Source organism: Rhodococcus sp. C26F (assembly GCF_053345925.1).
The window spans coordinates 141,380-162,927 of record NZ_JBKFBA010000009.1; the positions used below are offsets into that span (position 1 = coordinate 141,380).

Genomic DNA, 21,548 nt, shown 5'->3' on the forward strand with positions numbered 1-21,548 from the left:
AGGTAGTTGACAAATCAACTACATGGCCGAGAGGGGCTACCGTGCCTGCCGTAACCGTCGACAACGTTCTCGCTCTTCCTCGCGTCGAAGAGCCCGCACCCGACGCGCTCTCGCGTCCCGTCCTGTCCGTGACCACCGCACCGCGCGGCTTCGAAGGCGAAGGCTTCCCGGTCCGCCGTGCGTTCGCGGGCATCGAGACGAAGTACCTCGATCCTTTCATCCACATGGATCAGATGGGTGAGGTGAACTACGCGCCCGGCGAACCGAAGGGCACCCCCTGGCATCCGCACCGCGGTTTCGAGACCGTCACCTACATGATCGACGGCATCATGCAGCACCGCGACTCCCACGGAGGCGGCGGCACGATCGGTGGCGGCGACACCCAGTGGATGACCGCCGGCAGCGGCATCCTGCACATCGAAGCACCACCGGAACATCTCGTGGTCAGCGGTGGACTGTTCCACGGCGTGCAGCTGTGGGTGAACCTGCCCAAGGCCGAGAAGTTCGTCGCCCCGCGGTATCAGGACATCGGCGGCGGCGAGGTCGCCCTGCTGTCCTCGGCCGACGGCGGCGCGCTCATCCGGGTGATCGCCGGAGAACTCGACGGGCACCGTGGCCCCGGTTCGACGCACACGCCGATCACCCTGCTGCACGCGACCGTGGCGCCGGGAGCGAGCGTCACCCTGCCGTGGAACCCCGAATTCAACGCCCTGGCATACGTGCTCGCCGGTGATGGCGCGGCCGGACCGGAACACCGCCCGATCCGGACCGGACAGACCGCCGTCTTCGGTAGGGGTGAAAGCCTGACCATCTCTGCTGCCGCGACACAGGATTCGCGCACCGACGCCCTCGAGGTGTTCGTGCTCGGTGGCAAGCCGATTCGTGAACGCGTCGTCATGGCCGGTCCGTTCGTCATGAACACCCGGGCCGAGATCATCGAGGCGATGGAGGACTTCCAGGCCGGGCGATTCGGTTCCATTCCCGCCGTGCACAGCTCGGACGAGAAAGCCTAGACGGGTAGTTGCGATTCGGGTGGTTTCGGCCCCGGAAAGCGGGGTCGAAACCACCCGAGTCGTCTATCCCCTGTGGTCCACGAAGCGATCGCCGACGAGCACGGGCACGGTTGCACTCCGATCGATCTCCGCCGCCACGACGACGTCGGATTCGTATCCCATGGCGGTCAGCTCCCGACCGGATGCGCATGCCTCCAATGAAGAGTTCACGTTTCCCCGAACCGCCTGCCATGCAGCCACTGCCATCTCGGTCTCCGTCGACGCGGCCAGATCCGGACGCAGAGCCAACAGTTCGGTGAGCACCGCGCCCGCACCCCACAAATCTTCGACGCACGGTCGCAGGGACCCGTCGGGCCACTTCTCTCCGGCAGCGATCACCGCCACGGTCGCACCCTCCGTCAGCGCTTCCACGATCCATCCCGCCACCACAGTGGCATTGCGCAGGCACGCTCCGACGACGACAGTCGACGACGTAGCCAGCGAGTGTGCGATCGACGAGCCGTTCGGCGAGGGCAGAACCAGGCGATGCAGGTTGTCGGCGTCGCGAACGGTGCTCGGAGACAGGCTCACCTCCCCCGCCTCCGCTCGGCTACGCCCGACCGCCAGGACGGCATCATGTCTCGCGGCGTACTCGGCGGCCGAATCGTCTCTCGCCCAGTACGGCAACACCTCGATTCCACGATCCGCGGCGACCGACAGCGTCGTGGTGAACGACAGCACGTCCACCACGACCGAGATGTCGGAGGACCCGAGAGCAACCGCTCCGGACAAGCCCCACTCGAAGCGAACAGAAGCATGCGACTGCTGGTGCGTGTGGTTCACGCCCCTACCCTCACACATGCCACGAATCCGGTGTTCCCGACCGCGCTGAGCGAGGTCGAGAACACCAAATCGTCGGCCGCGCCGCTTCTACGCCAGCGCCAGCGCTACGAGCGCGACCAGCGACGGCACGCTCTGGCACAGCGACCCCATCACCCCGGCACCTCGTGGACGGCTCATCGCCATCCGGTCCGAGGCGAACAATGCGATGCCGGCCAAGAACATGAACGAGCACGTGTAGACGACGAGGGTGCGGCCCGGCGTCTCGTGGCCGGTCCACCACAGGATCACGCCGGCGAGCGCTCCGGAGCCGAGGAAGAGGTTGTAGAAGCCGACGTTGAACGCCCACATCCGCACGGGCTGGACGTCCTCGGTCGGGATGCGGAACACGTCCCGGTGGATACTCGGACGGCGGAAGAGGATCGTCTCCCACACGAAGACCAGCAGATGCACCGCGGCAGCGACCAGGGCCGCGAGTTGCGCAACGACGATCATGGCGAGACCTCCTCGGCGAATCGGATGCCGTAACGGGCGGCGATCTGCCCGAACCTGCTCATCAGTGCGTCCTCGGGCAGGTGCTCCTCCCCCAGCGCGTCGAGGTCGGTGAAGAAACCGCTCATCCCGGTCCCGGGGCAGACGAGGAGAAAAACCGCGTCGTCGGTGAGGACCGAGAAGCTGTTCATCGTTCCCGCCGCGATGGTGAGCGTGTCACCGGCGGCGAGTTCGCAGCCCTCACCGTCGAGCAGGACGAGGATCCGGCCGCGCAGCAGGTGGTAGGTCTTGGACCAAGGCTCGGAGTGCAGGGGCGGTGGGCTGCCGCAGGGGGCCTCGACCAGCATGAGCTCGTAGGCGTCGCCGGTGTGTTCACCGGACGACAGGACGGTGACGACGGCATCCGGCACCGACAATCGCCTGCCCGTACCGGCACGTTGGAGATGAATCGTGGACACAACTGCGACGCTATGGATCCGGAAACAGCCGGACCATCCCCTGAATCGGGGATGCTCCGTCTTCCGGATCCGGCGCATACTGGGTTCATGCTCGAAGTGCGGGCGGAGCGCCTACGCCGCGAGATCCTGGAGTTCGCGGGCACCGGTGCCGGCGTCACCGCACTGCACCAGCGTGCCATCGAACTGGTCGATCGCACTGTACGCAGCGACCTGACGTGCTGGGCACTGTTCGATCCCCTGACCCTGGCATTCGGTTCGATGACCAGTGGGCGCAACCGCATTCCCTCCGAATACGAGCCATTACTCGCCGAATCGGAATGCGGTGGACACGATCCCGCGACCTTCGCAGACATCGCCCGCAGTGGACGAACGGTGGTGCGGGCCTCGGATCTACCGTCGACCGAAGTCGCTCACAGCCTCCGGCACGCTGCGGTATGGTGCCCACTCGGACTCGACCGTGAGGTGCGGGTCGTCTTCACGGTGAACGGGTTCTGTTGGGGAGCAGCGGGTTTCGTCCGTTCGGGACCGGACTTCACGGAGCGGGAGCTGGAGTTCCTGACGATGGTCGCGCCGGCGGTGGCGGTCGCGACCCGGGCGGCCGCCGTCCACACCCTGCACGCACGCCCCGGAGCCGATCCGGGACCGGCGGTGATCGTGACGGATCCAGCGGGTGAGCCGGTCGCATCGACGGTCGCGGCGCAGGCATGGGAGGAATGGCTCGCCGGTCCCGTGCGATTGGCACTGCTGTTGCGGGCGGCAACGTTCGGGGCTCGGGCGAGTTCGACCGGAGTGTTCCGGGCGCGTATCCGCAACGACGGTGGAGGCTGGATCGTCGTCCGTGCGGCGCCGTTGAGCACCGACGGCGACGAATCCCGCACCGCGGTCACGATCGAACCCGCGGCCGACAGCGAGCTCACAGACATGCTGTTCGCTGCGTACGCGCTGACCGCCCGCGAGTGCGAGGTGTGCACCGACGTGCTGAGCGGACTGTCGACGGCCGAGATCGCTCGGCACCGGGGCATCACGCCGAACACGGTGCACGACCACCTCAAATCCGTCTATGCGAAGACGGGAGCGGGTAGTCGCGCGGGACTCGTCGCTCGGTTGGCCGGCCGGCAGATGCCCCGGCCGTCGCTGTCGCCCCCATACACGCCGACGATCAGGTCCGCGCACTGAGCGATCACGCTCACTACGCATTGAGCGGGGCTGCTCATTGTATGCCACAGTGCCACTCGGTGCATGCAGCTGCCACGCCCGAAACCCCTCTGTTCCAGAGCAGGTGACGTCTGCCCGTTGTTTTTTGCACCTTGTTGCACATAGTCTGACGCCAGAGGGACCGTCCGGAGACGAAGAAGGAACACACCATGACGCTGCCACCGATCCTGTCCGGCCCGCTGAGCGTGCCCCTGGTCGCTTCCCCGATGTTCATCGCGTCGGGACCGGAACTGGTGTCCGCCCAGTGCCAGGCCGGAGTCGTCGGGTCGTTCCCGGCACTCAACGCCCGTCCCCAGTCGATGCTCGTCGACTGGCTGCAGCAGATCACCGAGAGCAACGCCGACTACGCGGCGCGCCACCCCGAGGAGTACGTCGCGCCGTTCGCCGTCAACCAGATCGTCCACCGCTCCAACGAGCGACTCGAGCAGGACCTCGAGGTGATCGTCGAGCATCGGGTCCCCATTGTGATCACCTCGCTCGGTGCCCGCGAGGAGGTCAACGAGGCTGTTCACTCCTACGGCGGCATCGTCCTTCACGACGTGATCTCGAACGAGTTCGCGCACAAGGCGATCGACAAGGGCGCGGACGGCATCGTCGCCGTCGCCGCAGGCGCAGGCGGCCACGCCGGGACGCAGTCACCGTTCGCATTGCTCCAAGAGATCCGCCGGTGGTTCGACGGCCCCCTGCTGCTGTCCGGCTCCCTCGCCCACGGCCGCTCGATCCTCGCTGCCCAGGCCGCCGGTGCCGACCTCGCATACGCCGGCACGGCCTTCCTCGCCACCGAGGAGGCCCGCAGCGCCGACGACTACAAGAACATGATCGTCGACAGCACCGCCAAGGACATCGTCTACAGCAACCTGTTCACCGGCGTGCACGGCAACTACCTGCGGGGAAGCATCGTCGCCGCCGGACTCGACCCCGACGACCTCCCCGAGTCCGATCCGTCCGCCATGAACTTCGGGTCCGGTGGCAACACCGGCGCCAGGGCCTGGCGCGACATCTGGGGCGCCGGCCAGGGCCTCGGCGCGATCGAGTCCGTCGTCCCCGCCCGCGAGCTCGTCCAACGACTCCGCGACGAATACGAGCAGGCGTGGACGTCCCTCGAACGACGCCGAGTCGCCACGATCGACGCCGGATAGCGTGACCTAGGCTGACGCGGTGTCTCTCAGGTTCGCCATCCTCACCGCACTGGTCGAGCGCGACAGCACCGGACTGGAACTGGCGCGGCGCTTCGACCGGTCGATCGGGTACTTCTGGCCCGCGACCCACCAGCAGATCTACCGAGAACTGGACCGGATGCGGGCGGGCGACCTGATCCGTGAAGTCCCGACGGACGGAAAACCCGGTCGTGGTCAGCCCCGACGTTTCACCATCACAGCGGACGGTCGCCGACTGCTGCGCGGCTGGATCTCCGAGATCGAGGATCCGGACGTGGTGCGCTCCGGTGTCTCCGTGCGCCTGCGCGCGGCCGCGGCGCTCGACGATCCCGACGCCGCGCGTCCCACACTGGAACATCAACGCGCCTACCGGACGGCGATGCTCGAGCAGTATCGCGCCATCGAGCAACGCGACTTCGCCGAGGTCCGGGGCGACGCGCGGAGCACCCTGCAACATCTCGTGCTCCGCCTCGGCATCCTCCTCGAAGAAACGTGGCTGACCTGGCTGGCCGAGGCGCTCGACACGATCGACCGGCTCGACCCGACACCGGATTCCTCCGCCGACCGCAGCGGAACGGTCCCGTAGACCGGAACACTAGAACCGGGCCGAGGCGTACCACGCGAGGGAGGTCGACCTCCCTCTGCCCGTGCATTCTCGGGACTGCTCGACGACCCGCGCGGTCACACCCGTCGAGGAGCGGCGGCTTGTCTACACGGATGCAGGTCTACCTGTCACGGTGCGTTTCCGGCTTCAGGGTCGACTGCCGTCAGCGCGGTGGTCAAGGTCCGACTCGGCCGCATCACGGCCACGGTCTTGTCCCTGTCCGGCCGGTAGTAGCCGCCGATGTCGACCGGCGCGCCCTGCACCTCGTTCAACTCTCGCACGATCGTGTCCTCGTCCCTGGCCAGCGCCTCGGCCAGCGGGGCGAACTGTTCTGCGAGTTCCGGATCCTCGGTCTGCGCGGCAAGTTCCTGTGCCCAGTACATCGCGAGGTAGAACTGGCTGCCCCGGTTGTCGAGCTCGCCGACCTTGCGCGACGGGCTCTTGTTCGTCTCCAGCAGCTTGCCGGTCGCTGCATCGAGCGCGTTCGCCACGATCTTGGCGCGCTCGTTGCCGGTCTTGATGCCGAGGTCCTCCAGGCTTACGGCCAACGCCAGGAACTCACCGAGCGAATCCCAGCGCAGGTGGTTCTCCTCCACCAACTGCTTGACGTGTTTGGGCGCCGACCCGCCGGCGCCCGTCTCGTAGAGGCCGCCACCCGCCATCAGCGGCACGATCGACAGCATCTTGGCGCTCGTACCGAGCTCGAGGATGGGGAACAGGTCGGTGAGGTAGTCGCGCAGGATGTTGCCGGTCGCGGCGATGGTGTCCATCCCGCGGATCAACCGCTCCAGCGTGTACCGCATCGAGCGCACCTGCGACATGATGTGGATGTCGAGGCCCTCGGTGTCATGATCCTGCAGGTACAGCTCGACCTTCTTGATCAACTCGTTCTCGTGGGGGCGGTACGGGTCGAGCCAGAACAGGACCGGCATACCGGAGTTGCGTGCCCGGGTGACCGCGAGCTTGACCCAGTCGCGGATCGGCGCGTCCTTGACGGTGCACATGCGCCAGATGTCACCCGCCTCGACGTGCTGGGTGAGCAGCACCTCACCGGTCTCGACATCGACGAAGTTGGCCTCGCCCTCCTCCGGAACTTCGAAGGTCTTGTCGTGCGAGCCGTACTCCTCGGCCTTCTGCGCCATGAGACCGACGTTGGGAACGGTACCCATGGTCGTCGGGTCGAACGCGCCGTTGGTCTTACAGAAGTTGATGATCTCCTGGTAGATGCGCGCGAAAGTGGACTCCGGCATGACCGCCTTGACGTCCTTGGGTCGTCCGTCGGCGCCGTACATCTTGCCGCCCGAGCGAATCATTGCGGGCATCGAGGCATCCACGATGACATCGCTGGGGGAATGGAAGTTGGAGATGCCGCGTGCGGAATCGACCATGGCCAATTCGGGACGGTGCTCATGGCAGTTGTGCAGGTCCTGCTTGATTTCGTCGCGCTGCGTGCTGGGCAGCGTCTCGATCTTGTCGTACAGGTCGCCGAGACCGTTGTTGACGTTGACGCCCAGTTCGTCGAACAGCTTCTGATGCTTGGCGAAGGCGTCCTTGTAGAAGGTCTTCACCGCGTGGCCGAAGACAATGGGGTGCGAGACCTTCATCATCGTCGCCTTGACGTGGAGGGAGAACATCACGCCCGTCTTGCGCGCATCCTCCATCTGCTCCTCGTAGAACTCGAGCAACGCCTTCTTGCTCATGAACATGCTGTCCATGATGTCGCCCTCACCCAGCTCCACCTCGGGCTTGAGGACGATCGTCTCGCCATCCTTGGTCACCAGCTCCATCCGGACCTTGCGCGCCCGGTCCAGCGTCATCGACTTCTCGCCGTGGTAGAAGTCGCCGTGCCGCATGTGCGCGACGTGGCTGCGTGAGGCCATCGACCACTCGCCCATGCTGTGCGGGTGCTTACGGGCGTACTCCTTCACCGCCCGGGGTGCGCGCCGATCGGAGTTGCCCTCACGCAGGACAGGGTTGACCGCACTGCCGAGAATCTTGCCGTAGCGCTCCCGGATGGCACGCTCTTCGTCCGTCTTCGGGGCGTCCGGGAAATCCGGGACCTGGTAGCCCTTGCTCTGCAGTTCCTTGATGGCAGCCAGGAGCTGCGGCACGGACGCACTGATGTTGGGCAGTTTGATGATGTTGGTCTCGGGCAGTTGCGTCAGACGACCCAGCTCGGCCAGGCTGTCCGGGACGCGCTGCTCTTCCGTGAGGTGCTCGGGGAACTCGGCCAGGATCCGCGCAGGCACCGAGATGTCGCTGGTCTCGACCTCGATGCCCGCGGCCCCAGCGAAGGTACGCACGATCGGCAGGAAGGCGTAGGTCGCAAGCAACGGCGCCTCGTCGGTCAACGTATAGATAATGGTCGACTGCTTGTCGGCGCTCATTCTTGTCTCGACTCCCTACGTCGGTTCGGTCCGCCTCACGAAATGCTCCGCGTGCGGGATTGCATCGGGTATCAGGCTACGTGCGAGAACTCGAGAACGATATTTACTCGCCGGTAACTCGAACTCCGCCGACAGGCTTCGACGGCCCGTCGGGCGTCCAACCGTCGACCTCATGTCCGCTCGCGACCGAGAACGCCGCAGTCCGGCGCGCCACCGATTCGATGGCCCCTCGACCTGTCGTAACGCGGGTGCGACCGGCGCACAGCATCGCCGTCAGGAAAGAGGTCTTCACAAGAAGTGGGAAGACTACTGTCACAAGCGATCCCGTTGTCGAACTGGACTACGATCCCTCGGCCGTCCGATCGCGGCTCGAATGCCGACGCCGGCAGATGCTGTCGGCGGGGACGATCGTTCCGTCGAGAATCGAGGTTCGTCGATCGTCGCTTGGGGGGAGACGACCGCGGACCCGAGAGGGAGCCGCACGCCTGCGTCCCGATGAAAAACTTCACATTTCTCGCCGACGACTCGACCCGAGCGGCTACCGACAGGAGCCCGCCACTGCTCCGACATCAATCGCAGGCGGGCGCCGGAACATCCTCGAACAGCGGCGACCCGATCGGCACGAGGTACACCACGTCGAGGATCACCGATTCCGTGCCGAGATTGCGACCGACGTGCAGGTGGTCCCGACCCGAGGGTTCGTTGATGAAATCACCGGTCTCGAACATGACAGGCTCGCAGTCTCCTTCGGGATGCGTCAAGGTGCCGGCCCGCACGATGCCGAGCACGGGACCATCGTGATAGTGCCAACCGGTGCTACCGCCCGGTTCGATGGTGATCTCCCGGGCCACGGCGTGCACGCCGTCGGGTACGAACGGCAGCAGTCCCGGTGGCACCTCGATGTCCACCCATGTCACCCCTGAGATGCCCTCGCTCGGGGTGGCGTACGCCCACCCGGGCACCGCCACCGTTACTGCACATGCCGTCGCCGCGAGTACACCCTGCACGGAGCGCTTCATGCGCACGGACGCTACCGCCTACATGACACTGCTGCAGAACAACTCGTGCACTCGATGAACCCGTCCTCCGCTTGCCGCTCGGCCGCGGCCCATCATGCCCCATCCATGACGGCTCGCTCGGAAGCCGGCGTGTCGGTAGCGTCTCGTGAATGACGAACTCGGATCACGGAGACCCCGGCGACGCTCCCACCGTGCCGCCGCCGTTGGCGGAGATCGTCAACGCGACCCGACCCACTGCCGCCGAGGAAGCGCGGACGGTCGCGGCGTCGACGAACACCGGCACTCTCGCGACCCTCACGAAGGAAGGAGACCCTTGGGCCTCCTTCCTGACGTACGGACTGGTCGGAGGTTCACCGGTGTTGTGCGTGTCGCACATGGCGGAGCACGGCCGCAATCTTGCGCGCGATCCACGCGCGAGCATCGCGATCGTCGCGCCCGACCCGCATTTCGACCCGCTCGCCTGCACCCGCATCACTCTCGCCGGGTACGTCGAGCGGCCCGAAGGTGAGGAACTGGCCGCCGCGCGCGAAGCCCACCTGGCCGCGGTCCCCGCGGCCCGCGTGTACATCGATTTCAGCGACTTCACACTCTGGGTTCTTCGGGTTCAGCGCGTGCGCTGGGTCGGTGGGTACGGGCGGATGGATTCGCCCACCGCCGAGGACTATGCCGAAGCATTGCCGGATCCTGTGACCCCGTCGGCAGCTCGTGCGATCGCGCATCTCAACGACGATCACGCCGACGCGCTGCTGGCGATGGCCCGGAAGCTCGGCGGGTTCCCGGATGCGACGGCGGCAACCTGTGTCGGAGCCGACCGATACGGCCTCGACCTCGATGTCACCACGCCGCGTGGGCGAGCCATGACGCGTGCCGGCTATCTGTCGCCGCTCGACTCCGCCGACGAATTGCGCTCAGCAACAGTCGCTTTGGCTCGCGCGGCGCAATCATCGTAAGATGGTCAGTGCTGCGGATCGAGCATCGCTGCTGCCGTGGCGAGGTCGGATTCCTTCTCGGTGATCAACGCGAACAGGGCGTACCCGACGGGGGCCGCGTTCCAGAGGTGCTCGACCTGGGCCGCCAGACCGTCGTGGAGACGTCCGCCTGCATCGACGTAGGCGGCGAGGGTGACCCGGAGCATCTCCTCCCCCGCTGCCCCGTACTGGATCACGAAGTCCCGCGCGGGATCGTCGACGCGTGCGGTCGTCCAGTCCAGAACACCGGTGACGACACCGTCCTCGTCGAGCAGGACGTGCGCGGGATAGATCTCGCCGTGTGTCATGACCGTGCGGTCGGGCCAGCAAATGTCGTCGTCGAGCCACGCCTCCCATTCCTCGGCGAGGGCGGGTGCGACGGTGAACGCGTCGCGCACCCGCGCGATGTCGTCCCGCCAGGCCTGGCGTGCTCGGGCGGGCGTGCGCACTTCGATACCGGCCACACCTGCTCGTTCCACGTCGATCGAGTGCAGGCGTGCGAGAAGACGTCCCAGCCGCTCCGCATAGCGGGCGTCGGCAGGGTCCATGTGCCAGACGGGTTCACCGGCGTCGTTCAGGGTCAGTCCCGGGGCGCCCGGCAGAGCACGGTAGGCGATGAGGTCGGGGCTGTGGATCTCCCAGCGTGGCACCGCAATGCCGTCCTCGGCAAGGACGGGTCCGACCAGACCGAGGATGCGCAATTCGTCGGCCGTCTTCGCCGAGACATCGGGCCGGCGCGGGATGCGCAGGACCCACCGTCGGCCGGTGTCGTCGGAGGCGAGGGCGACACGGTAGTCGAGTCCCGCCTCGTTCACCGTGACGCCGTGGGCCGACAGGTGCAGGTCGTGCCGGGCGGCGAGCGCGAGGGCGTCGGTGACATCGAAGGGACTCATGCGGTTCACGCTCTCATCGCCGCGTCGTTCCGGTCCACCGATTTCCTCGGACGGTCGTGGCGGCTCGCGTGCTGTTACAGGCGGGGAACAGGTCGGCCCCCCCGCGCGTGTCTTGCCCGGGAATCGCCGCCCACCCGTGGCAATGTCCACAGAATGCATCCGTACGACCAGGGGTTCGAGCCTCCGCAAGCATGCTCCGAGTGGTGCCGGGCACGCTCGTTCGATCTGCAGGTGCTCGACGAGGGCGTCACCGTCGACCTCAAATGGTGGAACAGCCACCTCGAACGGACCGGGCACGATATCCGCCTCCGGGGACGGAATCTCGACGGACGGATCATCGACGACGGCGACGCGATCGTCCAACGCAACGACCTCCGCCTCGACAGTGAACTGATCGAAGCCGACCACGCCGGTCTGGGGCTGTTGTTCCTGTGCGCGGCCTGGCGCAGCGCACATCCGCGACGACGCGGTGCCCGACGTTTTCCGGACGTCCGCGACGCACACGCCCCGAAGGACCGGGACCGGTTCACCAAGATCAAGGGAGTCCTCGACTACTGCGCGAAGACCAAGTCGCTGCCCGACACCGCGCGGCAGACCTGGTCCGGATGGCCGGACACCCCCGGCGTCGGCGTACCGCTCCTGGCGACCTATCTGTGGGCGGTCGAGGTGCGGACCGAGGCGGGCCCGGCCCAACTTCTCGATCAGCACGCGGTGTCGACGCTCATCCACGAAGGGTGGCTCGAGGATCCGTCGGTCGCCGACTTCACGCTGCGGCGCTATCACCGGTACGTCGAACTCCTCAACATGTGGGCGTCGTTGATCGCCACACGTCCGGAGATGGTCGAGATGTGGCTCGTCGACCGGTGGCACGCCCGTATCTGCGAAGCCCGGGACGGGTCGCACGCGACTCCGCGATTGTTCTGATCCTCTTGGGCGTCGCGGTGAGGCCGCCCGAATCGTCCCGTCGAGGCTGATGCACACTCGCAGGATGGGGTCACCGACTACGACGAGCATCACCATGACGACCGGCGCGCAGCCGATTCCACAGCCGCGATGGAGACTTCCGCTGGTGGGTGATCTGCTCAGTATCGATGTGGCCAAGCCGGTTCAACGTGAGATGCAGATGGCACAGGAACTCGGTGGGATCTTCGAACGCAAGATCCTGCAGCACCGGTTGATCGTGGTCTCGGGCGCCGATCTGGTGCGAGAAGTCAACGACGAGGAGAAGTGGTCGAAGTTCCTCGGCAAGCCGCTGCGCAAGCTTCGTGTCATCGCCGGCGACGGACTGTTCACCGCGTTCAACTCCGAACCGAACTGGAGCAAAGCCCACAACATCCTCGGTCCGGGCTTCAGTCAGGCCGCGATGCGTGGCTATCACGACTCGATGCTTACAGTCGTCGACCGACTGGTCGACAGCTGGGACACCGCTGCGGCCGGCGGCGAGTATGTGGACGTGCCGAAGAGCATGACGTCGCTGACCTTCGACGTCATCGGCCGGAGCGGCTTCAGCTACGACTTCGACTCGTTCGGCCGCACCGAACCCGATCCGTTCATCGCGGCGATGAGCCGGGCGCTCGAGTACATCAATCGCTCGTCGAACGACATCCCCATCCTCCGGACACTGTTCGGCCGCAGTGCCAGGGAGCAGCACGAACGCGACGTCGCGCTGATGCAGGAGACGGTCGATCGCATCGTCGAGGAGCGGATGCGCTCCGGCGAGAAGCACGGCGATCTGCTGGACCTGATGATGCACACCGTCGATCCCGACACCGGCGAGCAGCTCGACCGTGAATCGATCCGCAATCAGGTGCTGACCTTTTTGGTCGCGGGCAACGAGACCACCGCGACCACCCTGGGGTTCGCGGTCCATTTCCTGAGCCGACATCCCGAGGTGGTGGCGAAGGCGCGGGCCGAGATCGCCGAGGTCGTCGGTGCCGACGGTCGGATCGGGTACGAGCAGGTCGCCAAGCTGCGGTATGCGCGGCGGGTGGTGGACGAGACGCTGCGGTTGTGGCCGGCCGCCCCAGGTTATTTCCGCAAGGTGCGCGGCGAGACCACCCTCGGCGGACGGACGCTTCCGAAGGGTTCGTGGGTGTTCGTGCTGCTGCCGCAGCTGCACCGCGACCCGCTGTGGGGCGACGATCCCGAGCGGTTCGATCCGGATCGGTTCGAGCCCGCGGCCGTGCGGAAGCGTCCGGCGCACATCTTCAAACCGTGGGGCACCGGGATCCGGGCCTGTATCGGTCGGCAGTTCGCGTTGCACGAGGCGGTGCTCACGCTCGCGTCGCTGATCCGGCGGTACCACTTCGCTCCGGAACCGGGCTACGAACTCGACGTTCACGAGGCGATCACGTTGAAGCCCCGTGGCCTACGGGTGCGGCTCTCCCCCGCCTGATCTGTCGCGTCGCCCCGGCAAGAGGGACGGCGGTCGGGTCGTCGACAGAGGCTGGCTGATCGGTGACGACGAGCACGGCGATCACAGTCACCGCGAACAGCAGAACTTCCACCGGCTACCCACCCCCTGCGACCATCATGCCCCGTCTTCCTGGTCGTACAGGAGGGCAGGCGTCATGATGGAGACGTGACGCCCGCGTCGCCCGGAGACTTCGACCTCCTCGCCCGGATCCGTGCTCGAGATCCGGAATCGCTGTGCGCCAATTCCGTTCACACACGAGGAGCAGCACCATGACATCGATCGAACCTTCTCGCGGCGGGGGTGGCGGGACGATGGCCCGGCCGAATTCGTCCGGCTTGGCGGACGTCATCGACACCATTCTGGACAAAGGCCTGGTCATCGACGCGTTCGTGCGAGTCTCTCTCGTCGGCATCGAGATCGTGACCATCGACGCCCGCATCGTGGTCGCAAGCGTCGATACCTACCTGCGGTTCGCTCAGGCCGTCGACAGACTCGAGATCTCGCAGACCCAGCCGAAAGGTGTGCCCGAGATCGTCGGCGACGTCAGCGGCAAGGCCGTGGAGAGCGCCGCAAAGCACAAGACCCACAGCGCCCTCGACTCCGCAGCCGAGAAGGTGCTCGGGTTCCTCGACGACGTGGCTGAGAAGCGGCAGGAGGCTCCGCGACACAGGAGAAGGCAGCGATGACTATCCGAACCGGGGAGGTGTTGTGGCGGACTTCGAACAGGACCGGGCGCTGATGATCCGACTGTGGCGCATGTGGGGATCTCGCGCCGCCGAACTGTCCGACGAGCAGTGGACGACCGAGACCCGGCTACCGGGCTGGACGGTCCGGGACGTCTACGTGCACATCGCACCGGACGTGATGATCGAGATGCTTGCCGCGCCACCGGCGGAGGGTGAGGCGAAGGTGGCCGGCGCCGCGGAGATGCTCCGGATCCTCAACGCCGATCCGGTCGAGGCCGAACCGAGGCACGAGCGGATGGCCGAGACGGTGCGCCGACTGGCGGCCGATACCGGTCGCGCCGCCGTCTCGATCCGCTTCGAATCCGAGTTCCCCGCCGCCTTCGAGCGGATCAGCGGGTTGAGCCGTGCGTCCGTGATCGCGCACCCGTTCCTGCAGTCGGTCGCAGTCGGCGCCTTCCTCGACATGGCGATCCTGGAAACCACCATCCACTGGCTCGACGTGATCGACGCGGTCGGCGGACCACGGCCCGAGGCGATGGCGCTCGAACGGACACGGGACGTCCTCGCCGCGGTGCCCGATCCGCTCACCTTCGTCGAGGCGGCGTCGGGCCGCTCCGACCCGGCGATCCTTCCGGTCATGCACTGAAGGACCACGCGTCGTCGCTCTATGCTCGGACGATGTTCCTTCTCTTCGGCTTCGGCACCAAGCGACAGAACCTCGGTCCAGGGCAGAACCGGACGTGTCCGCGCTGCCACAACAACACGCAGTGGCTCCGGATCCGGGAGTCCAAGCAGTTCACGCTGTTCTTCGTGCCGGTCGCGCGGTGGGGCCGCCGACAGTTGGAGCAGTGCGGGATCTGCGGTACCGCCGTGGAGATCTGAGCCCGGTCAGTCGGGATCGGCGAAGGCGGGAGCACGCTCGGTCATCCCCGCCGTGACCGCCTCGATCTGATTGGGCGACCCCATCAGCTCGACCTGAAGCGCGCTCTCGAGCATCAGCGCGGACTCCGGGTCCGAGCCCGTCCACGTCTCCTCGTACAGACGCTTGGCCGCCTGCACGGCGTGCGGCGACTTTCCGGCGATCTCGTGGGCCAGTTCCTGCGCCGCGGCGAGCGGGTCGTCCGAGACATGGGTGACGAGACCGAGTGCGTCGGCCTCGGTGCCTGTGAGGATGCGCCCCGTGAAGGTGAGTTCCTTCGCCACATCGAGGCCCACGAGGCGCGGCAGGCTCTGGGTGATCCCCATGTCGGGGACGAGGCCCCACTTGACCTCCATGATCGACAGCCGCGCGTCGGGCGTCGCGAAGCGGATGTCGGCGCCGAGCGCGATCTGCAGGCCGCCGCCGAAGCAGTTGCCGGTGNNNGCGGCGATCACCGGGGCCGGGACGCGGGACCAACCGTAGGCCACGCGTTGGGCGTGGTTGGCGATGTGCCCGTCCGCGCGGGCGAGCAGATCCCGCGGGCCACTGCCGTCGCGGTTACCGAGACCGGTGATGTCGAGGCCGGAGCAGAAGCTCTTGCCGGCACCGTGGAGCACGACGGCGCGTACCGTGCGGTCGGTCGCGAGCTGCTCGGTGGCATCGACGATCGCATCGAACATCGCCGGGTCGAGCGCGTTGTGCTTCTCGGCGCGGTCCAAGGTCACGGTTGCGACACCGAACTCGTCGATCTCGATCCGCACTCTCTGCTCGCTCATCCGCCCGAACCTCCTCGATATCAGTGGGGATCGGGACGTCCGGAAAATCCTGCCCGCGATCGCGAAGCCGACGGTACAGCAAGGATTTCGCCGCCGAAGGTGAACATGCGAGAGGCCGCCACGAACGTCCTCGGCTGCCGTTCGGAGACGCGCCGTCATCCGGGCACCGCCCGCCTCCGGCGTGCAGACCGTGACCGAACCGTTATAGTCGGCGTCATGACTACAGTTCTCGGTGTCTCGGTCGGTGCCAGCGCGGTGCGCTTTGCGCGACGTGACACCGGGAGCCTCGACAGTCCCGTCTTCGGATCCCGCTCGATGCCCGCCCTGCTCGACCGGCCGGCCGAGCTGGCCGCGGAGTCCATCGAGACGATGCTCGCCGAGACCGACGAGATCGAGCAGGTGCGCGCCATCGGCGTCGCCTACCAGAACGAGACGCAGGCCGATTTCGTCCAGGGCGCGATGAGCCGCCTGGACATCGACAACTTCCGGCTCGTCCCGGAAGTGACCGCCGCGCTCGAAATGCTGGAAACCACAGGAGATCTCGGCGACCACGAGACACTCGTGTTCTACGACCTCGGCAGCTCGGGCCTCACCGTCACCGTCGTCGATCGGGGCACCCGCATCGCATTGAGCACGGCACGCTCGGACCGGATCAGCGGCGACCTCGTCGACCGCCTGATCTACGACCACCACGTCGAACTGCAGCGCTTCGCCGAGCCGGCCGACATGGCGGCGCAGCGGGCCCTCACCGCCCGGTGCCGCGACGCGAAGGAGCAGCTGTCCTCGAAGGACGCGGTGTGCATGCCCGGCGAGGGGGGTCTGCTGCTGCTCTCGCAGGACAGCTTCGATTCGCTCATCGACGGACCCGTGAAGGCCTCGGCCCGCCTCACCCTCGACGTCATCCGCCGCTCGGGACGCACTCCCGACGCCGCGGTGCTCATCGGGGGCGGAGCGAACATTCCACTGGTCACCGCCGTGATGGAGTCGTGGCTCGACATTCCGGTGATCGTGCCCTCGCAGCCCGAACTCGTGGCGGCGGAAGGCGCGGCGCTCCTCGCCCGCCCGGACACTGCGAAGGTCGTCGAGACGGCGGAGTTCGCTGCGCCGACGGAGTTCACCGAGACCGCACAGTTCGCCCCGCAGCTGGTCGCGCCGGACGCACCGACCGAGAGCTTCGCTGCCGCCGACATCCGGAAGGAGACCGAGACGCCCGCGCAGCCGCGGAACCGTCGACGCCTCCTGCTCGCCGGTGGTGCCGTCGTCGTCGCAGCGGCGATCGGCCTCGGTGTCGACCTGCTGCAGAATTCCGGTCGCGATCCGCAGCCCACCGCCACGCAACAGGAGATGCAGGAGCCACCGGCGCAACCGGCAGCGGAACCGCGGCCCACGACCACCACGGACGCATCGACCGCGCCGGAAACCGTCCCGGCAGTGTCGGACGAGCAGTCGACGGCCACCGATCGCAGCGAGACCCGCACCACCTACCGGCCGCAGACGACGGCGGAGACCTCCACGCAGGTCCCCATCACCACCGGCGCGCAGGACGATGCGGCAGCCGACACCTCGGTGCCGTCACTCGAACCGGAGCCGGCCCCGATGGTCCCCGGGCTCCCCCAGTTCGAGCTGCCGACGCTGCCGCCGCCTCCGCAGATCCAGCTCCCGCAGCTGCCCCGCATTCCCGGGTTCTGATCGGTCAGCCGCAGACCGCCGGGGTGCGGCGCGCCGTCGCACGTTCCGGATGAGGCAGCAGTCGCTGCCACCACCGGGCCACCCGCGGACTCGGAATCAGTCGCGCGACACGGAACCGGTTCGTCTCGGGTCCGGTGCGAACCGGCGACGCGGGCGGCAGGATCTGCTCTGTCGGCGCCGAGCGCACGCGTTCGTCGTGGCACCAATCGACCACCACCGACCGCGCTCCGCTCCGGATGATCAGCGACCGCACGGGCCCGTCCACGCAGACCTCTCGATCGACGTGATGGGGGCCGGGATGCCCGGGCTCCGGGGCGGAGGCAACGCCCAACAGGATCTCGGGTTCGGTGGACGGCCGGCTCGCCTCGACGAGCAGACGCTCCTCGTCGACCTCGCGGACGGTGACGTCGCTGTGTCCCGAGACGTCGCCCACCAGCAACGCCACGTAGTCGGTCTCGCTCTCCGAATCGCGAATCGCCAGCAATCGGGCCTTCCGGGAGCCGCAGCGCAGTGACTCGTCGAGCTCCGGTGTCACCGTGCGCACATCCGCTGCAGCGCTCAGGTCGATCCGTCTCGACGTCCAGCTGAAGAACGGCTCCGACGATGTCGTGGTCATCACCAGCTCCTTCGGCCGCTTTCCGTTCGCTTGCTCCGACGACTCCATCGTGGTCGCCGAAGGTGGGGACGTCGCGCGTAGTGAAGTACTCGATCTGCGGTCGCCCGCGGCAGGTGAAATCTCCAACCCGGAGATATCCGCACTTCGCGGATCTACGATCGTGTGCATGGATCAGCGCTGGCCACTGATTCAGCGGCGGGGCGAACTGGAGATCATTGTCGCGGCCCTGACGGACCACGACCGAGGCGGTGTGGTCCTCACCGGAGATCCCGGTGTCGGCAAGACCACCTTGGCCCGCATGGCCACCGACTCGCTGTCCGCCCCGGTGCGCTGGATCGCGGGAACGGAATCCGCTCGGAGCATCCCTCTGGGTGCCTTCGCGCACCTCATCGAAGCTCCCCCTGCCAGCGACCCCGTCGCCTTCCTCGCCGCCGCGCGACAGGCGCTACTGGGCGAACACGGCTCCGATCGCGCACGCCTCGTCCTCGGTGTCGACGACGCCCACCTGCTCGATCCGCTGTCGGCCACCTTCCTCCATCAGCTCGCCCTCGATCGCGCGGTCCACACGGTCGCCACGGTCCGCAACGGCGAAGTCGTGCCCGACGCCGTCACTTCCCTGTGGAAGGACGGCCATCTCATCCGCCTGGAGCTGTCACCGTTCACCCGGCAGCAGTGCATCGATCTCATCGAGACCGTGCTCGGTGGACCCCTGGAGGAGTTGAGCGCCGACCTGATCTGGAAGGCCTCTGGCGGAAACGCCCTGTTCGTCCACCATCTCGTGGTCGGCACCCGCGAGGCCGGCACGCTCCGCCGGGTGGGGAACGTGTGGCAGCTCCGGGGCGGCACCGCCGTCACCTCCGAACTCGCGTCGCTCCTCGAACATCGCATCGACCACCTTACGACCGAGGTGCTGCAGGCCCTGCAGTTGCTGGCGTTCTGCGAACCGCTCGACCTCGAGATCCTCTGTGGCCTCGCCGGCGACGACGCGGTCGAGGAAGCCGAACGACGAGGACTGATCGACGTCGTCGACGACAACCGCAACTATCGCGTCCGCTACACCCATCCCCTCTTCGGTGAGGTCGTGCGCCGCCGAGTGGGGCGGGTCGCGGGTCGCAGGATCCGCGGGCAGCTCGTCGAAGCACTGGGCTCGCGCGTGCAACGAGGTCCGGCCGAACGGATCCGTCTGGCCGAACTCTCCCTGGACAGCAGCCGGTCCGTCGACCCCGAGCTGCTCGAGACCGCGGCCCATGACGCGATCGCCCTGGGCGATGCCCCGCTGGCCGAACGTCTCGCACGCGCGGCGTTCGATGCCACGGGGACGTTCTCGGCCGCGGATCTCCTCGCCCGCGCACTGGTGTGGCTGGACGGGATCAGCGAGGCCGAGTCCGTGCTCGCTTCGTTCGATCCCCGCACCCTCGACGAGAGCGAACTCGTGCGATGGGGCACGACCCGCATCTCCAATCTGTTCTGGGCGATGGGAAACGCCGCCGAAGCCCAGCAGGTGCTCGCGACCCTCCGCGAACTGGTCACGCGCCCGCACCTGAGGCAGGTGGTCGATGCGATCGACTGCGGGTGCGCGGTGTACGAAGGGCGCCCCCGCGACGCGCTCGCCCTCGCCCATCGCGTCCTCGCCACCGAAACCGCGCTCCCCTGGGCCGTCGAGTGGGCGTTCTTCGGCGGCGGACTCGCCCTCGCGGTGATGGGACGCGGTCACGAAGTCCCCGCGATGGCGGCGCGCTGCGCAGCGATCGCCCATCAGGTCGACGGTCTGCTGCGTTATCCCGCCGGACTGGGCGAGGTCCTCGCACTGCTCCTCACCGGAAACCTCGACGAGGCCGAGCGTCGGGCCGAAACCTACCGGGAGAGCGCGATGCGCGGTCCCGCCGACGCCCACGGGACCGTCACGTCGACGGGGCAGTATCTCGCGTGGGGCCTGGCGAACATCCTGCTCGGCGTCGTCGACACCGCGCGCGGGCGGTTCGTCCACGCCGCGCACCGCCTCGAACAGGCGGTCGCCGCGCTCCAGGTGGACGACCGGGCTGCCACCGTCTCCTGGAACGTGCCGGCGTACATCGCCCTCACCCAGGGCTACGCCGTCCTCGGGCGTGTCAACGACGCGGATGCCGCTCTGGCCCAGGCGACCTCGCGCAGCGGGCGGCACGTCGCCGTCTTCGAGCCGCAACTCCGGATCGCGGAGGCCTGGCTCGCCGCGGCGCGCGGCGAGACCACGAACGCGATCGCCTCGGCCCGGGAGGCGGCGGAGATCGCGGCGCGACACGATCAGTTCGCCGTCGAGGCGGTCGCCCTGCACGCCGCTACCCGGTTCGGGGATCGCACCACTGCGGAACGACTCTCGGCACTGGCCGAGCAGTGCGACGGACGTCTCGTCGCCGCCATGGCCGCCCACGCCGCCGCTTCCGCGGAGGCGGACGGCCGGGGACTGACCCTGGCCGCGGAGACCTTCGAGGCGCTGGGGGCACTTGCCGACGCAGCCGATGCCCACGCCCTGGCCGCGATCGCCTACCGCGACCACGGCGACACCCGACGGTCCGTCGAAGCCGCCGCCGCGGCCGCGGCACTGGCTGCGCGATGCGATCACGCCTCGTCGCCTGCGCTGGACGAAGCGGCCCGCCCACTCCCCCTGACCAGCCGGGAACGGGAGATCGCCGCCATGGTCACCGCCGGGCTGTCCAACCGGCAGATCGCCGACCGGCTCGTGGTGTCGGTCCGCACCGTCGAGGGGCACATCTACCGGGCGTGCACCAAACTCGACGTCTCCGACCGCACGGAGCTCGCCGAGTTGATGCGCGACACCGGCCGGCGCTAGCGCGACCTCCGGTTCATCCCATCGACTTCGATCCGTCGAGGGACTCGCGGATGATGTCGGCGTGGCCGGCGTGTTGCGTCGTCTCGGCGACGATGTGCAGCAGCGCGCGACGCACCGACCAGGCGTCCTCGGTGTTCCAGGGGGCCTTGGGGAGTTCGTGGACGACGTCCAGCGACGGCAGCGTGCGCACCAACTCGTCGGTTCGGGCCGCCACCTCGTCGTAAGCGCGCAGCGCACCTTCGAGGGTCTCACCGGGCTGCAGCTGGAAGCCCTTGTCGCGTTCGGCGAAATCCTCTTCGGTCCACTCGGTGAAATCCTTCTCCATGTAGTCGGCTCCGACCACGAGGAAATCCGCCCATCCCCGCTCGACCTCGGTGACGTGCTTGATGAGCCCGCCGATCGTCAAGGCGCTCACCGTCGTTCGCTGCGACGCCTGTTCGGTGGTGAGATCGCGGGCCGTGAACCGCAGGAAGTGCCGCGCGTGGGCGAGGCTCGACAGCAGATCGCGGCGTTCCTGGTCGAGGGTCGGGGTGGCGTTCCGGGTGGTGGTGGTCTCGGTCATCGAGTGCTCCTCGTCGTCGTGATCCGGCAAGA

General features: G+C 67.5%; 21 protein-coding genes. 12 read left to right on the forward strand and 9 right to left on the reverse strand.

The features are described 5' to 3' along the window. The first annotated feature begins 41 nt into the window (after positions 1 to 41). A complete protein-coding gene (locus ACLBYD_RS13165) occupies positions 42 to 1,013 on the forward strand; it encodes a pirin family protein (RefSeq protein ID WP_447816771.1) in 972 nt (323 codons plus the stop codon). Positions 1,014 to 1,076: 63 nt separating this feature from the next. On the opposite strand, the gene ACLBYD_RS13170 is transcribed toward ACLBYD_RS13165, so the two are convergent. From ACLBYD_RS13170 to ACLBYD_RS13180, 3 genes are all read right to left on the reverse strand, one after another. Next, complete coding sequence (locus ACLBYD_RS13170) at positions 1,077 to 1,835, reverse strand: 2-phosphosulfolactate phosphatase (RefSeq protein ID WP_447816772.1); 759 nt, start codon at positions 1,833 to 1,835, stop codon at positions 1,077 to 1,079. A gap of 87 nt (positions 1,836 to 1,922) precedes the next feature. Beyond that, a complete protein-coding gene (locus ACLBYD_RS13175) occupies positions 1,923 to 2,327 on the reverse strand; it encodes a DUF1304 domain-containing protein (protein WP_447816773.1) in 405 nt (134 codons plus the stop codon). Next, entirely contained in the window at positions 2,324 to 2,782 is a 459-nt protein-coding gene (locus tag ACLBYD_RS13180) for a hypothetical protein (protein ID WP_447816774.1), read from the reverse strand. The genes ACLBYD_RS13175 and ACLBYD_RS13180 overlap by 4 nt, the downstream gene beginning before the upstream one ends. An 87-nt stretch (positions 2,783 to 2,869) precedes the next feature. On the opposite strand from ACLBYD_RS13180, the gene ACLBYD_RS13185 reads away from it, so the two are divergent. The 3 genes from ACLBYD_RS13185 (at position 2,870) to ACLBYD_RS13195 (ending at position 5,740) form a co-directional block, all read left to right on the forward strand. Continuing rightward, positions 2,870 to 3,958, forward strand: coding sequence for a helix-turn-helix transcriptional regulator (locus tag ACLBYD_RS13185; protein ID WP_447816775.1), 1,089 nt, complete (start codon positions 2,870 to 2,872; stop codon positions 3,956 to 3,958). A 188-nt stretch (positions 3,959 to 4,146) separates the two neighbouring features. Continuing rightward, positions 4,147 to 5,136 (forward strand): NAD(P)H-dependent flavin oxidoreductase, encoded by a 990-nt coding sequence (locus ACLBYD_RS13190; protein WP_447816776.1) that lies wholly within the window; start codon positions 4,147 to 4,149, stop codon positions 5,134 to 5,136. Between the two features lie 19 nt (positions 5,137 to 5,155). Then, positions 5,156 to 5,740: a PadR family transcriptional regulator gene (locus ACLBYD_RS13195; protein ID WP_447816777.1), complete on the forward strand. Its 585-nt coding sequence runs from the start codon at positions 5,156 to 5,158 to the stop codon at positions 5,738 to 5,740. Positions 5,741 to 5,886: 146 nt separating this feature from the next. Here the strand turns inward: ACLBYD_RS13195 and ACLBYD_RS13200 are convergent, their stop codons facing one another. Beyond that, positions 5,887 to 8,145, reverse strand: a complete 2,259-nt coding sequence (locus ACLBYD_RS13200; protein ID WP_447816778.1) for an NADP-dependent isocitrate dehydrogenase — start codon at positions 8,143 to 8,145, stop codon at positions 5,887 to 5,889. A 569-nt stretch (positions 8,146 to 8,714) separates the two neighbouring features. Next, positions 8,715 to 9,164, reverse strand: coding sequence for a cupin domain-containing protein (locus ACLBYD_RS13205; protein ID WP_447816779.1), 450 nt, complete (start codon positions 9,162 to 9,164; stop codon positions 8,715 to 8,717). A 149-nt stretch (positions 9,165 to 9,313) separates the two neighbouring features. Here ACLBYD_RS13205 and ACLBYD_RS13210 point away from each other — a divergent pair, with 149 nt between their 5' ends. Then, positions 9,314 to 10,114 carry a HugZ family pyridoxamine 5'-phosphate oxidase gene (locus tag ACLBYD_RS13210; protein WP_447816780.1) on the forward strand — a complete coding sequence of 267 codons (801 nt, stop codon included), beginning with the start codon at positions 9,314 to 9,316 and terminating at the stop codon, positions 10,112 to 10,114. 5 nt (positions 10,115 to 10,119) lie between these two features. On the opposite strand, the gene ACLBYD_RS13215 is transcribed toward ACLBYD_RS13210, so the two are convergent. Further along, positions 10,120 to 11,025 carry a macrolide 2'-phosphotransferase gene (locus ACLBYD_RS13215; protein WP_447816781.1) on the reverse strand — a complete coding sequence of 302 codons (906 nt, stop codon included), beginning with the start codon at positions 11,023 to 11,025 and terminating at the stop codon, positions 10,120 to 10,122. Positions 11,026 to 11,178: 153 nt separating this feature from the next. On the opposite strand from ACLBYD_RS13215, the gene ACLBYD_RS13220 reads away from it, so the two are divergent. From ACLBYD_RS13220 to ACLBYD_RS13240, 5 genes are all read left to right on the forward strand, one after another. Further along, complete coding sequence (locus ACLBYD_RS13220) at positions 11,179 to 11,949, forward strand: 8-oxoguanine DNA glycosylase OGG fold protein (RefSeq protein WP_447816782.1); 771 nt, start codon at positions 11,179 to 11,181, stop codon at positions 11,947 to 11,949. Positions 11,950 to 12,013: 64 nt separating this feature from the next. Continuing rightward, positions 12,014 to 13,420, forward strand: a complete 1,407-nt coding sequence (locus tag ACLBYD_RS13225; RefSeq protein ID WP_447816783.1) for a cytochrome P450 — start codon at positions 12,014 to 12,016, stop codon at positions 13,418 to 13,420. A gap of 332 nt (positions 13,421 to 13,752) precedes the next feature. Next, positions 13,753 to 14,127, forward strand: a complete 375-nt coding sequence (gvpJ, locus tag ACLBYD_RS13230; RefSeq protein WP_447816817.1) for a gas vesicle protein GvpJ — start codon at positions 13,753 to 13,755, stop codon at positions 14,125 to 14,127. Between the two features lie 22 nt (positions 14,128 to 14,149). After that, a complete protein-coding gene (locus ACLBYD_RS13235; RefSeq protein WP_447816784.1) occupies positions 14,150 to 14,773 on the forward strand; it encodes a maleylpyruvate isomerase N-terminal domain-containing protein in 624 nt (207 codons plus the stop codon). Positions 14,774 to 14,805: 32 nt separating this feature from the next. Continuing rightward, entirely contained in the window at positions 14,806 to 15,009 is a 204-nt protein-coding gene (locus ACLBYD_RS13240) for a zinc-ribbon domain-containing protein (RefSeq protein ID WP_447816786.1), read from the forward strand. 6 nt (positions 15,010 to 15,015) lie between these two features. Here ACLBYD_RS13240 and ACLBYD_RS13245 read toward each other — a convergent pair whose 3' ends face one another. Further along, entirely contained in the window at positions 15,016 to 15,822 is an 807-nt protein-coding gene (locus tag ACLBYD_RS13245) for a crotonase/enoyl-CoA hydratase family protein (RefSeq protein WP_447816787.1), read from the reverse strand. A gap of 216 nt (positions 15,823 to 16,038) precedes the next feature. On the opposite strand from ACLBYD_RS13245, the gene ACLBYD_RS13250 reads away from it, so the two are divergent. Beyond that, positions 16,039 to 17,511, forward strand: a complete 1,473-nt coding sequence (locus ACLBYD_RS13250; RefSeq protein ID WP_447816788.1) for an Hsp70 family protein — start codon at positions 16,039 to 16,041, stop codon at positions 17,509 to 17,511. Between the two features lie 4 nt (positions 17,512 to 17,515). Here ACLBYD_RS13250 and ACLBYD_RS13255 read toward each other — a convergent pair whose 3' ends face one another. Then, on the reverse strand, positions 17,516 to 18,127 hold the full coding sequence (locus ACLBYD_RS13255) for a hypothetical protein (RefSeq protein ID WP_447816789.1): 612 nt from the start codon (positions 18,125 to 18,127) through the stop codon (positions 17,516 to 17,518). 166 nt (positions 18,128 to 18,293) lie between these two features. On the opposite strand from ACLBYD_RS13255, the gene ACLBYD_RS13260 reads away from it, so the two are divergent. After that, positions 18,294 to 20,954 carry a LuxR C-terminal-related transcriptional regulator gene (locus tag ACLBYD_RS13260; RefSeq protein ID WP_447816790.1) on the forward strand — a complete coding sequence of 887 codons (2,661 nt, stop codon included), beginning with the start codon at positions 18,294 to 18,296 and terminating at the stop codon, positions 20,952 to 20,954. Positions 20,955 to 20,967: 13 nt separating this feature from the next. Here the strand turns inward: ACLBYD_RS13260 and ACLBYD_RS13265 are convergent, their stop codons facing one another. Continuing rightward, entirely contained in the window at positions 20,968 to 21,516 is a 549-nt protein-coding gene (locus tag ACLBYD_RS13265) for a DinB family protein (RefSeq protein WP_194293835.1), read from the reverse strand. Positions 21,517 to 21,548 lie beyond the last annotated feature (32 nt).